Genomic DNA, 12,284 nt, shown 5'->3' on the forward strand with positions numbered 1-12,284 from the left:
CTCCCGAGGGCTACCGCCCCGACCGCCACACCGCGCCGCGCACTCGACCTTCCCCGGGGGCTACCGCCCCGGCCCCCACGCCGCGCTGCGCGCCCCGCCCCCAGCGTCCGGCGCGTCCGGCCGTCGTGCGTCGCTGAGGTGGCTTCGCGCTGCGCGCTCGCTTCTCCCCGCCCACCCGCCCCCTCCGGGGGGCGGGGATATCCAGCCCGTCCGGCGCTTGAGGACGAGCCGCGAAGCGGCGATGAAGGGGGAAAGGGGCGAAGCCCCATACGCAATGGCGGGGGCCGGGGCGGCAGCACCGGAGAAGGGCGGGCGGGTGGGTCAGGCCTTTGTGAGGGGCCTTGTGCGTGGGGGTGACGGGTCCGCGGGGAGTTGGGGGAGGGCGTAGGGGAGCTTGCCGTACCAGAGGCGGGCCACCGCGTAGCCGAACGTCAGGCAGATCACACCGCCCACCGCGTCCAGCCAGAAGTGATTCGCCGTGGCGACGATCACGACGAGCGTGGCGAGGGGGTAGAGGAGCCCGAGGACCTTGGCCCAGGGCACGGAGGCCAGGGCGAAGATGGTCAGACCGCACCACAGCGACCAGCCGATGTGCATGGACGGCATCGCGGCGTACTGGTTCGACATGTTCTTCAGGTCGCCGGAGGCCATGGACCCCCAGGTGTTGTGCACGACGACCGTGTCGATGAAGTCCCCGCCGGGCATCAGCCGCGGCGGCGCCAGGGGGTAGAGGTAGTAGCCGAGCAGCGCCACCGCGGTGGTCGCGAAGAGGACGAGCCGCGTGGCCGCGTACCGCCCGGGATGACTGCGGTAGAGCCACACCAGGACACCGAGCGTGACGATGAAGTGCAGCGTCGCGTAGTAGTAGTTCATGCCGACGATGAGCCATGTCACCGAATCGACGGCGTGGTTGACGGAGCGCTCCACGGCCAGGCCGAGGCTGTTCTCGACGTCCCAGATCCAGTCGGCGTTGCGCAGCGCCTCCGCCTTCTGCTCCGGCACGGCGTTGCGGATCAGTGAGTACGTCCAGTAACTCACCGCGATCAGCAGGATCTCGAACCAGAGCCGGGGCCGCCGCGGGGTGCGCAGCCGTCGGACGAATTTCCGCCCAAAGCGGTCGTCTTCCTCGCCCGCGATGGGTGATGTGGTGGGCCTTTGGCGGCCTTCCAGTGTCGTCACAGTCATCTCACCCATAGGCACAGAGTCTGCCAGATACCCACCTCTCCTCAGATCATCCCCCCGATGGGTTCCCGGCGCATTCCCTACACCTCAGGGACGAGGCACTTCAGGCCCCTTCCCTAGGGCCTGTCCGATGGGTCGGCGCGGCGCCCGTCGGGAGACATCGCGGTGGATCCGCGTACGACCAGCTCCGGCATGAAGACGAACTCGCTGTGCGGCGCGGGCGTCCCGCCGATCTCCTCCAGGAGGGTCCGGACGGCGGCCTGGCCCATCGCGGGCACCGGCTTGCGGATCGTCGTCAGGGGCGGATCGGTGAAGGCGATGAGGACCGAGTCGTCGAAGCCGACGACGGAGATGTCGTCCGGGACTTCGAGGCCCCGCTCCCGCGCGGCCCGTATCGCGCCGAGCGCCATCATGTCGCTGGCGCAGACGACGGCGGTGCAGCCCCGGTCGATCAGCGCGGACGTCGCCGCCTGTCCGCCTTCGAGCGTGTACAGGGAGTGCTCGACGAGCTCGGCCTCGACGGCGTCGGGCGCCAGCTGGAGGCGCTCGCGCATGGTGCGCGTGAAGCCCTCGATCTTCCGCTGTACGGGCACGAACCGCCGCGGCCCGAGCGCGAGCCCGATGCGGGTGTGGCCGAGCGAGGTGAGATGCGTGACCGCGAGGCGCATCGCCGCGCGGTCGTCGGGCGAGATGAACGGCGCCCGCACGTGCGGCGAGAAGCCGTCGACGAGGACGAACGGGACGCCCTGCGCGCGCAGCTGCTCGTAACGCTGCGTGTCCGCCGTGGTGTCCGCGTGCAGACCGGACACGAAGATGATGCCCGCGACGCCCCGGTCCACGAGCATCTCGGTGAGCTCGTCCTCCGTGGACCCGCCGGGCGTCTGCGTGGCCAGGACCGGCGTATACCCCTGCCGGGTCAGGGCCTGCCCGATCACCTGGGCGAGCGCGGGGAATATCGGGTTCTCCAGCTCCGGCGTGATCAGGCCGACGAGGCCCGCGCTGCGCCGGCGCAGGCGTACCGGGCGTTCGTAGCCGAGGACGTCGAGCGCGGCAAGGACGGACTGGCGGGTGGCCGCGGCGACGCCCGGTTTGCCGTTCAGGACCCGGCTCACGGTCGCCTCGCTGACCCCCGCCTGGGCTGCGATGTCGGTCAGTCGCGCGGTCACAGGATTGGACTGTACCGGTCGTGTCTCACGCTGCCCACCAGGCTGTCGTGTCCGGCGGCAGGACGGCACCGGACGCGGTGACGGCCAAGTCGGCGGCGGGCGCGCCGGAGTTGGCGCTGCACAGCAGCGGCTCGCCCGGCGCCGGGAGCGTGACCGGCTCCGGTGTGAGGTTCACGGTGACGACCAGGGAGCGGCCGCCGGCGGCGCGGCGGAACGCCAGGACGCCCGGCGGGGCCGGAAGCCACTGCACGGCGTCGCCCGCGCCGAGCGCCGGATGGGAGCGGCGCAGCGCGAGCGCGGCGCGGTACAGGGAGAGCGTCGAGCCCGGGTCGCCCTCCTGGGCCTCGACCGTGAGGTCCTTCCAGTCGGCGGGCTGCGGCAGCCAGCTCGGACCGCCCTCGACAGGCCCGAAGCCGAAGGGGGGCCGCACACCCGACCACGGCAGCGGCACCCGGCACCCGTCCCGCGTGCCCTCCTGCCCCGAGCCGCGGAAGAACGCCGGGTCCTGACGCACCTCGTCGGGCAGGTCCGTGACCTCCGGAAGCCCCAGCTCCTCACCCTGGTAGAGATACGCCGAGCCCGGCAGGGCCAGCATCAGCAGCGTCGCCGCGCGCGCCCGGCGCAGCCCGAGGGCCGGTCCCGCGCCGTCGGCCAGGCGCGTCGTGTGCCGGACGACGTCGTGGTTGGACAGGACCCAGGTCGCGGGCGCGCCCACGGAGTTCATGGCGGCCAGGGAGCGGTCGATCACCGCGCGCAGCGCGTCGGCGTCCCAGCCCGTCGTCAGATAGGCGAAGTTGAACGCCTGGTGCAGCTCGTCCGGGCGCAGGTACAGGGCGCTGCGCTCCACCGTGGGCGTCCACGCCTCGGCGACGGCGACGCGCTCGCCCTCGTACGCGTCGAGCAGCGCACGCCAGTCCCGGTAGATCGCGTGCACGCCGTCCTGGTCGAAGTACGGCACGGGCCGCGCGCCGAGCAGCTTGACCTGCTCGCCGTGGCCGACGTCGGGCAGGCCCGCGGCCTTGACCAGGCCGTGCGCGACGTCGACGCGGAAGCCGTCGACGCCGAGGTCGAGCCAGAACCGCAGCACGGAGCGGAACTCCTCGTGCACCGCGGGGTGTTCCCAGTTGAAGTCGGGCTGCTCGGGCGCGAAGAGATGCAGGTACCACGCGCCGTCGGCGGTGCGTGTCCACGCGGGGCCGCCGAACACCGACTCCCAGTCGTTGGGCGGCAGTTCGCCGTCCGCGCCGCGGCCCGGGCGGAAGTGGAACCGCTCGCGGAAGGGCGACGCGGGCCCGTCGGCGACGGCGCGGCGGAACCACTCGTGCCGGTGGGAGCAGTGGTTGGGCACGATGTCGACGATCACCCGCAGGCCGAGGCCGTGCGCGGTCCGTACGAGGTCGTCGGCGTCGGCGAGCGTGCCGAACACGGGGTCGACCGCGCGGTAGTCGGCGACGTCGTACCCGGCGTCGGCCTGCGGGGACGCGTAGAACGGGGAGAGCCACACGGCGTCCACGCCGAGCCGCCGCAGATGGGGGAGCCGGGCCGTGACGCCCGGCAGGTCGCCCATGCCGTCGCCGTCGGAGTCGGCGAAGCTGCGCGGATAGACCTGGTAGATGACCGCGTCGCGCCACCAGTCGGTGCGCGCGGGCGCGTTCGCGGGGCCGTCAGCGACGTCGGTGCTGTGCTGGGTCATGGAGCCTTGAGTCCCTTGCCGGTACGGGGGTCGCCTGCGGCTCCGCGCGGCGTCGCGCCGGGGAGCCGGACACGGTGGTGAACGCTCGCGGGGGTGCGTTGGTCACGAGGGCGGGGGAGGACGGGGAGCGGATCCTAGCGGCAATTCGCCCTCGTACGCGGCAGGTCCGGCGATGTCCACCGTTCAGGGACCCGACGGCAACAGGCACTCCCCGGGGGTGTGTTAGGACGCTAGCGTGGACGGGCGAGCCGAGGGGGCCCGCGCTACCGTCTGCCGCTCCGAGGGGCTGACCACGTGGGCGTCAAGGACAACGACAAGGGCCGGGACGAGGCCGGGCCGGGGGCCACCACGGTCCTGGTCGTCGACGACGTGCCGGCGAGCCTGTACGCGCTGGGCGCCGTGCTGCGCCGCGCCGGACACGAGGTCGTCCTCGCCGCGAGCGCGGGGGAGGCGCTGAGCGAACTGGGCGTGCGGCTGCGCGCGGGCGAGCTGCCGGACGTGGCGCTCGTCGACGTCGGCCTGCCCGACATGAGCGGCTACGACCTGTGCCGCCGCCTGAAGGAGTCGCCGACGACCGCGGGCCTGCCCGTCGTCCACTTCTCCGCCGCCGCGCACGGCTCCGCCGACCGGTGCCGGGGGCTCGACGCGGGCGGCGAGGCGTATCTGGCCGTGCCCGCGGAGCCGGAGGAGATCCAGGCGGTGGTCCGCGCCGCCGCCCGGGGCGCCCGGCACCGCAGCGACGCCGCGACCCGCGCGGACCGGCTCGCGCTCCTCGCGGAGGCGGTCCTCGACGTGCAGTCGGCGGGTTCCCCGCGCGAACTGGTCGAGGCGGCGGCCGCCCACGCGGCCCGGCTCGCGGGGGCGCCCGCCGCGGCGTTCCTCCTCGGTGAGGAGGGCGAGATACACCGCGGCCTTTCCCGCCGCCGCACGGCCGCGGCCGTGCCCGGCCCGGACGCCGACGAGACCGTGGCCCGGCTGATGTGGCGCCTGATGTCCGGCAGGACGGGCGTGCACACCACGGTGATTCCGGCGCCGGTGTGGCCACCGGGCTTCCTCGGTCCCGCGCACGGCCTCGGGGGCGGCGCCGCGGGCACCGGGCGGGGGGACCGGACGGCTGCGCGGGACGCCGGGGGTGGTGGTGGCGCAGGGGACTTCGGGCAGCGGGCGGTGGGCTCGGGGACCCGGCCCAGCGAGGCCCTCGGGCAGGGGTCCGGCGAGGTACGCGGGCAGCGGCCCGGCGAGGTACGCGGGCCCCGGTCCGGTGAGGTACGCGGGCAGCGGCCGGACGGGGCCCCCGGGCAGCGGTCCGACGAGGCGCACGCGGCCGCCGACGGGCACGCGGCCGCCGACGGGCACGCGATCGCTGACACGCGCACGGTCGCCGAAGCCCGCAGTGACGCCGGACCTCGCAGGGACACCGAAGCCCGAGGCGACGCCGAAGCCCAAAGCGACGCCGAAGCCCGAAGTGACACCGAAGCCTGGAGCGACGCCGAAGCCCGAAGCGACGCCGAAGCCCAAAGCGACGCCGAAGCCCAAAGCAGCGCCGGAGCTCGCAGGGACGTTGAAGCTTGGAGCGACGCCGGAGCCGAAAGTGACGCTGCAGCCCGCAGGGGCGCCGAAGCGCGCGCCGCCGCCGAAGCGCGTGCCGCCGCCGAAGCGCGCACGGCCGCCGACACGCGCACGGCCGTCGACACGCGCGCCGCCACCGACCCCTGCGCCGCCGTCGAGGCCCACGCGGCGGCCGGGGCGCGGCTCTTCGGAGGCGGGACGGACCACGGCGGCACGGTGGGCGGGTGGGTCGGGGACGGCGGCGCCCTGCTGGCGCTCGCCCGCACCCGCGAGGGGCGCGCCCCCCTGTGCCTGGCCACCGCGGCGTACGCGCGGGACTGCGCCACCGACCTCGGGCGCCTCGCCCACGCCACCGCACGCGTCGCGGAGCAGCTGTTGATGTACGAGAAGGAGCGCCACGTCGCCCTCACGCTCCAGCACGGCTTCCTGCCGACCAGCCTGCCGCACGTGCCCGGCGCGGAGATCGTCGTCCGCTACGAACCGGCCTCGCGGCAGGCGGAGATCGGCGGCGACTTCTACGCGGCCCTGTCCACCCCCGCCGGAGTCCTCGCCTGCATCGGCGACGTCGCGGGCCACTCCCTCGACGCGGCCACGGTGATGGTGGAGCTGCGCCACGCGCTGCGCGCCTACGGCGTGGAGGACCCCGACCCCGGCACGCTCGCGCGCCGACTCGACCGGATGCTCCAGCGCTACCACCCGGACGTCACCGCCACCATGTGCCTGGCGCTCGTCGACCCGCTGTCGGGCCGCGCCCGCGTCGCGAACGCCGGCCACATCCCGCCCCTGGTGGTACGCGACGCGGGCGGAGCCGCGTACATCAGGGCAAGCGGCCCGCTACTCGGCCTCGGCCTCGACCGGCCGCCGCCCGTGGAGGCCCGCCTCGCGCCGGACGACCGGCTCCTGATGGTCACCGACGGCCTGATCGAGACGCGCGGCACGGACCTCGCGGTGTCGATGGAGCACCTGCGCGCCGCGGCGGCCTGCGCCCCGCACGGCGTGCGCGCCCTGTGCGACACGCTCTTCGAGTGCTTCGGCCGCGAACGGGACGACGACATCGCCCTCTTGGCGCTGCGCCTGACCAGCGGCTAGCGCGCCCGGGGGATCTTGCGCGGACCGGCCGCCCCGGGACAGGGTGATCAGTACATCCGTACGCCGGATCAGCACATCCGTACGCAGGAGGGGGCACCCCATGCCGCAGATCACCGTCGACTACTCCGAGCCGCTCGCCGACTCCTTCGACCGGCGGGGCTTCGCGCTCGCCCTGCACCCGCTGCTCGTCGAGGAGACGGCCGTTCCCCCGGACACCTGCAAGACCCGCTTCGTGCGGACGGAGGCGACGGTGGTGGGCGGCGACCCGGAAGGGCACGCGGTGGTGCACGTCCTGATCGGTCTGCTCCCCGGCCGCACGGACGAGCTCAAGGCACGTCTGACGGCCGCCGTGACCGGCCTCGTACGCGCCCATGTGAAGCCCCGGACGGGGCTCACGCTGCACGTCTCGGCGGAGGTGCGCGACCTGGACGCCTCCTACCGCAGGGAGTCCGACGGCTAGGGCAAAGCCCTAGGACAGCGCGGCCCGCGGCGCGAGCGCGGACAGGCGGGTGAGCAGGTCCGCGAACAGGCCGTCGGACGGTTCGTCGGCGAGGACCCGGCCGAGCAGGGCCGCCATCTCGTCGTCGTACGCGGCGCTCACCGCCGCCAACGCCGCGAAGTCGTGCACGAGTTGGACTTCGAGCTCGGCGCGCGGGATGCGGCGGCCGTCCAGCCAGATGAGCGCCGTGGACTCGGCGAGCGAGATCCAGGAGCGCACGACCAGTGCGAGCCGGGCGGGCGGCTCCGTGATGCCGAGGTGCGCGAGGATCTGGTCGTACGCGGCCTGCCGCACCGAGTCGATCAGCGCGTTCGTGGTCGAGGAGGCCGTCGAGCCGATGGCGGGGCCGCCGCGCATCAGCGCGGAGAAGCCGGGCCCGTGCTCGTCGACGAAGCCGAGGAACCGGCCCGTCACCCGCAGCAGGCGCGCCCCGAGCGGCCCGTCGTGCGGCTCCACGAACCGCTCGGCGAGCTCGTCGGCGGCGCGCTTCAGGGCCGCCTCGTAGAGGCTGAGCTTGCCCGGGAAGTAGTGGTAGACGAGCGGCCGCGAGATGCCCGCGGCCGACGCTATCTCGTCGATGGACACGTCGTCGGGAGAGCGGTGGCTGAACAGCTCGAGCGCGACCCCGATCAGCTGCTGCCGCCGCTCTTCGACGCCCATCCTGCGGCGCATCCCGGTAGTCATGCGAACACTCTACCGATCCGATCAGGCCGTGAACGGACGCCCCCGCTCCGCCTGTTCGCGCACGCCCGGAATGCCCTAGAGATCGAGCACGATCCGCGGACTGCGTGCACGGGACACGCAGATGAGCATGGAGTCGGCCCGCTCGCCGTCGGTGAGCAGTTCGTCGCGGTGGTCGATCTCGCCCTCCAGGACGCGCTGTTGGCAGGTGCCGCAGAACCCCTGCTCGCAGGAGTACGGGGTGTTCGGCAGCTCCGCGCGCACGGCCGCGAGGACGGTGGTGTCCGTGCCGACGGCCACCGTGCGCTTGCTGCGGCGCAGTTCGACCTCGAAGGCCGTGGCGCCGTCGGCGGAGGTGCGGGGCGCGAACCGCTCCAGGTGCAGGGTGCAGCCCTCGGGCAGGGCGTCGGCGACCGCGTCCATGAGGCCCTCGGGCCCGCACACCTGCACCGCGGTGCCGGGCGCGGCGTCGGCGAGGAAGCCCGCGACGTCCGGGCGCCCGCTCTCGTCCTCGGTGACGACGGTGAGCCGCCCGCCGGCCCGGTCGAGCTTCGCCAGGTCCTCCAGGAACGGCAGGGACGCCCGCGTACGCCCGCAGTACAGCAGCCGCCACTCGGCGCCCGCGGCCTCGACCGCACGCACCATCGGCAGGATCGGGGTGATCCCGATGCCGCCCGCGACGAAGACGTACGCGGCGGCGTCCGCGGCCAGCGGGAACCGGTTGCGCGGCCCGCGCACCTCGACCTCCGCGCCCTCGCGCAGCCGCTCGTGCACTTCGCGCGACCCGCCGCGACCGCCGTCCCGCGGGCTGATGAGGCGGGTGGCGACGGTGTACGACGACGTGTCCTCGGGGTCGCCGCACAGCGAGTACTGCCGTACGAGCCCCGACGGCAGTACGACGTCGAGATGCGCGCCCGGCTCCCAGGGCGGCAACCGGTCGCCCTCCAGGCGCAGTTGGACGACGCCGTCGGCGACCGGCTCGTGCCGGGCGACGCGCAGGCGCAGCGCCCGCGAGCGCGGCCGCCCCGAGACCGGCTCGTCCAGGGCGGGCAGCGGCCACAGCGGCGAGGCGTCGATGCGGCGGCGCAGCGCGCGCCGGGTCCCGCGGGCGAGCAGCGCGGCGCCGGTGACGAGGAGGACGGTGCGGGCGGTACGGAGACGGGGCGACGGCATCTCAGGCGGCTCCGTTCGCGCGGGTCTCGGCGGCCAGGGCCGCGGGGGACGAGGCGAGATAGGCGACGGCCTGGGCGGTGCTGCCCTCCTGCGAGGGGTGGTAGTCGCGGCTGAGGTAGCGGGGGATGGAGCGCAGCATCGCGCCGGTGCTCGGGAGCGTGCCCGCGCGGCCGCCGCGGTGGAAGTCCCGGAACGTGGCCTTGCCGTCGACGAGCGTCGGGTCGTTCTCCATGAAGAAGCGGGCGCCGCGCTGCCACAGGAACATCAGGGCCGTGAACGCGGTGGCCCAGGTGCGGACCCGGCGGCGGTACCCGCCGTCGACGTGCATGAACAGGTCGAACGCCACGGAGCGGTGCTCGACCTCCTCCGCGCCGTGCCAGCGCAGCAGGTCGAGCATGGTGGGGTCGGCGCCGCGGCGGTCCAACTCCTGGGCGTTGAGCACCCAGTTGCCGAGGAAGGCCGTGTAGTGCTCGATCGCCGCGATCATCGCGACGCGCTCCATCAGCCACCAGTGGCGGGGCCTGCCCGGGGGCAGGGTGCGGTCGCCGAGGAGCTTCTCGAAGAGCCAGTCGACCTGTGCGGTGTACGGGGTGGGGTCAAGGCCCTGCTCGCGCAGGTGCGGCAGGACCTCGTCGTGCGCCTGCGCGTGCATGGCCTCCTGGCCGATGAACCCCACGACGTCCTTGCGCAGGTGCTCGTCGTGGATGTGCGGCAGGACCTGCTTGTAGACGTGCACGAACCAGCGTTCGCCTGCGGGGAGGAGGAGGTGCAGGACGTTGATGGTGTGCGTGGTGAAGGGGTCTCCCGGGAGCCAGTGGAGGGGGGTGTTCTCCCAGGAGAAGGAGACGTTGCGGGCCTTGAGCGGTATGTGCTCGGAGGCGACGGTCTTGGGGAGCCGGGCCTTCGTATTAGACATGGCGTCAATGTACGCGTGGGTAGCTCTTGGGGTACAGGGTCCGTGCACGCCTTTTCCCTCGCGGGTGCGCCCCAGACCCGCCCCTTCCCGAACTAGGGGGCTGCGCCCCCTAGCACCCCCGCTTTTATCGGCGCTCCGCGCCTCGTCCTCAAACGCCGGACGGGCTGATATTTGCGGGGGGTCTGGGGCGACAGCCCCAGTGGAAGGGCGGGTGGGTGGGGGAATCAGCCTGCCCGGCGTTTGAGGGCAGGCCGCGGAGCCCCCAGGGGGCAGGTCAGTGGAGCGTGGGGAGTTGTGTGCCGTTGGCTAGGTGGGCCTTTACGGCATGGCGTGCGCCGCGCTTCGTGGGGACAGCGAGGGTCGAGCCGGGTACCGCATCGTGGCCGGACGCCTTGATCGACGTCACGTCCTCGCTGCCCGCGGCAAGCAGATACCAGCCCCCGGCACGGGACTTCCACAGCACACCCGCAAGCACCCGCGGCTCCCGCACCCCACAAGCCGCCCCACCGTCCGCCTTGGCGGCCACCGCACCGGGCCCCGATCCAGGCGTGAGGAACTGGGCGAGCACCCGCGCCCCACCCCCGCGCCACGTCTCGGCCCGCGTGCAGACCCACGCCGCGCCACCGGTCCCGTCGGGCAGGTCCTGGCGCGCGTAGCCCCAGGCGTTCACGGACCGCACCCCGTTGGACCGCGCGGCGGCGAGGGAGCAGGCGGTCCTGGCCCAGTCGCCGGGCGCGGCGGCACGCGCGGCGCCCGGCCGCCCGGACGTGAGGCGCGCGGGCGTGAGCTCGCCGAGGTCGGTGGTGAGCCCCGCGGCCCCCGTACCGTCGCGGAGCTGGAGCGCGTTCCAGACGCGGCACTCCTGGGCGACGGCGGGGCTGGCGAACGGGGCGGTGACGCCGTCGGCGGTGCGCCGCAGCGGCGTGGCGCCGGCGGACGGCTTGAGGAGGTCGCGCACCGCGACCCCCCGTACCCAAGGCGCCGTCAGATAGCGGACGTTGCCGTCGGACCGGCCGAGGACGACGGCCCCGGCCTCGGCGTCGCTCGCGCCGTCGACGCGCGCGAGGTCGAGTGCGGCGCCGCTGGTGCCGCCCTTCGGCTCGGCGTACCGCACGATGCGGAGCCCGTCGTGGAACAGGGCGACGCGCGCCCCGTCGACCTCCCCGGCGAACAGCAGCTGCGCGGGCCCGGGCGGCGCCCCCGCGGCCGTGCCGGGCGTCGCCGACACGCGCACGGACTCGCCGGGCCGCGCCCACACCGCGAGGGCGCGGCGCAACAGGGCCTGGTCGTCGGCGAGTTCACCGCGCGCGGGCCACGCGGAGAAGTCGTGCCGCGTCGCCCGCTTCCAGGCGGCGGGCGCGACCCGCGTCAGCTTGGCGGGGTCGAGCGCGGCCTCGGCCGCGGGGTTCTTCGCGTACGGGGGTGCCGCCGCGCCGTCCGGGCCCCAGCCGTCGCCCGGCATGCCGAGCAGCGCCCCGCACACGAGCGCGGCGGCCGCCGCGACGGCGGCGGCCCGCAGGTGCTGCCTGCGCCGCATCAGGTCGGTGGGCCGCGCCTGGAGCGAGCACGGGTCGAACTCGGGCGATTCGAGCAGCGTCGCCGGGGCGGTGACGCCGTCGGCGTCGCTGAGCGCGGCGTCGATCTCGTCCTCGTCGGTCCCGGCGGCGGCGAGGGCGCGGCGCACCTCGTCGTCCGTGAGCCGTTCGAGGCCGCGCAGCGCGTACGCGGCGCGGGCGGGCCCGGTCAGGGTCGCGAGGCGCTGGTCGAGGGCGAGTTCGTCGGCCCCGCCGGAGCGCGGGAACAGGCGCAGGCCCCACACCTGCGGCAGCAGCGGCGGCAGTTGGGCGCGCTTGGGCCACGCCCGGCGCTTGAGCGGCAGGCCCGCGTCGAGGGCGCTGCGCAGGACGTGGCAGCGTACGTACGCGAAGCCGGGGTCGGCGCCCCGGCCCCCGCCCGCCCTGCGCTGGTCCGGCACGGCCCCGGTGGCCGCGCGGCCGCGGGGCAGCGCGCGCTGGACGAGCGCGTGCGCGGTCAGGACGCGGCGGCTGCGGCCGAGGCCCGGCGGGAGCACCAGGTAGGCGAGGCGGACCAGGCGCGGGTAGTGCTCGACGAGGGCGGCCTCGGCCTGCTCCACGTCGATGACGGGCGCGCTGGAACCGGTCCGCGCGGCGGCTTGGGAGGACTGCTTCGAGGACTGCGTGGACGGCGATGACGACACGTTCAGCAGAACGAGCGAATCGTTCCGCGGTCACTTCACGCTGGTGGGACGCCCCTTCCCGAAACCAGGGGGCTCCGCCCCCTGGACCCCCTTTTATC

The 12,284-nt window shown here is 74.6% G+C and carries 8 protein-coding genes and 2 pseudogenes; 3 read left to right on the forward strand and 7 right to left on the reverse strand.

The annotated features are described in order from the left end of the window. Nucleotides 1-321: 321 nt before the first annotated feature. From ACFWZ5_RS08670 to ACFWZ5_RS08680, 3 genes are all read right to left on the reverse strand, one after another. A complete protein-coding gene (locus ACFWZ5_RS08670) occupies nt 322-1,194 on the reverse strand; it encodes a phosphatase PAP2 family protein (RefSeq protein ID WP_384800720.1) in 873 nt (290 codons plus the stop codon). A gap of 104 nt (nt 1,195-1,298) precedes the next feature. Beyond that, nucleotides 1,299-2,348, reverse strand: a complete 1,050-nt coding sequence (locus ACFWZ5_RS08675) for a LacI family DNA-binding transcriptional regulator (protein ID WP_384800722.1) — start codon at nt 2,346-2,348, stop codon at nt 1,299-1,301. Between the two features lie 25 nt (nt 2,349-2,373). Beyond that, the gene (locus ACFWZ5_RS08680) at nt 2,374-4,041 is read right to left on the reverse strand and encodes a glycoside hydrolase family 13 protein (protein ID WP_384800725.1); all 1,668 of its coding nucleotides are present in this window, start codon (nt 4,039-4,041) and stop codon (nt 2,374-2,376) included. Between the two features lie 294 nt (nt 4,042-4,335). Here ACFWZ5_RS08680 and ACFWZ5_RS08685 point away from each other — a divergent pair. The 3 genes and pseudogenes from ACFWZ5_RS08685 to ACFWZ5_RS08695 form a co-directional block, all read left to right on the forward strand. Continuing rightward, nucleotides 4,336-4,734: pseudogene (locus ACFWZ5_RS08685) on the forward strand (response regulator); the annotation flags it as partial. A 1,119-nt stretch (nt 4,735-5,853) separates the two neighbouring features. Continuing rightward, nucleotides 5,854-6,699, forward strand: a pseudogene (locus ACFWZ5_RS08690) (PP2C family protein-serine/threonine phosphatase); the annotation flags it as partial. A 100-nt stretch (nt 6,700-6,799) separates the two neighbouring features. Beyond that, the gene (locus tag ACFWZ5_RS08695; RefSeq protein WP_384806056.1) at nt 6,800-7,159 is read left to right on the forward strand and encodes a 5-carboxymethyl-2-hydroxymuconate Delta-isomerase; all 360 of its coding nucleotides are present in this window, start codon (nt 6,800-6,802) and stop codon (nt 7,157-7,159) included. Nucleotides 7,160-7,168: 9 nt separating this feature from the next. Here ACFWZ5_RS08695 and ACFWZ5_RS08700 read toward each other — a convergent pair whose 3' ends face one another. The 4 genes from ACFWZ5_RS08700 to ACFWZ5_RS08715 all read right to left on the reverse strand — a co-directional run bounded on the left by ACFWZ5_RS08700 (nt 7,169) and on the right by ACFWZ5_RS08715 (nt 12,186). Continuing rightward, nucleotides 7,169-7,882 carry a TetR/AcrR family transcriptional regulator gene (locus ACFWZ5_RS08700; RefSeq protein WP_384806054.1) on the reverse strand — a complete coding sequence of 238 codons (714 nt, stop codon included), beginning with the start codon at nt 7,880-7,882 and terminating at the stop codon, nt 7,169-7,171. A 75-nt stretch (nt 7,883-7,957) separates the two neighbouring features. Then, a complete protein-coding gene (locus ACFWZ5_RS08705; RefSeq protein ID WP_384806052.1) occupies nt 7,958-9,052 on the reverse strand; it encodes a PDR/VanB family oxidoreductase in 1,095 nt (364 codons plus the stop codon). Nucleotide 9,053: 1 nt separating this feature from the next. Beyond that, nucleotides 9,054-9,968, reverse strand: a complete 915-nt coding sequence (locus tag ACFWZ5_RS08710) for a metal-dependent hydrolase (protein ID WP_384806050.1) — start codon at nt 9,966-9,968, stop codon at nt 9,054-9,056. 274 nt (nt 9,969-10,242) lie between these two features. Beyond that, entirely contained in the window at nt 10,243-12,186 is a 1,944-nt protein-coding gene (locus ACFWZ5_RS08715; protein ID WP_384806837.1) for a hypothetical protein, read from the reverse strand. Between the last annotated feature and the right edge of the window lie 98 nt (nt 12,187-12,284).

Origin of the sequence: Streptomyces sp. NPDC059003, from assembly GCF_042740445.1 — a bacterium.
Taxonomy (GTDB): domain Bacteria; phylum Actinomycetota; class Actinomycetes; order Streptomycetales; family Streptomycetaceae; genus Streptomyces.

Coding starts and splice junctions, on each gene's coding strand:
- ACFWZ5_RS08695 (WP_384806056.1), top strand. CDS start 6,800: ATGCCGCAGATCACCGTCGACTACTCCGAGCCGCTCGCCGACTCCTTC.
- ACFWZ5_RS08680 (WP_384800725.1), bottom strand. CDS start 4,041: ATGACCCAGCACAGCACCGACGTCGCTGACGGCCCCGCGAACGCGCCC.
- ACFWZ5_RS08710 (WP_384806050.1), bottom strand. CDS start 9,968: ATGTCTAATACGAAGGCCCGGCTCCCCAAGACCGTCGCCTCCGAGCAC.
- ACFWZ5_RS08705 (WP_384806052.1), bottom strand. CDS start 9,052: ATGCCGTCGCCCCGTCTCCGTACCGCCCGCACCGTCCTCCTCGTCACC.
- ACFWZ5_RS08670 (WP_384800720.1), bottom strand. CDS start 1,194: ATGGGTGAGATGACTGTGACGACACTGGAAGGCCGCCAAAGGCCCACC.
- ACFWZ5_RS08700 (WP_384806054.1), bottom strand. CDS start 7,882: ATGACTACCGGGATGCGCCGCAGGATGGGCGTCGAAGAGCGGCGGCAG.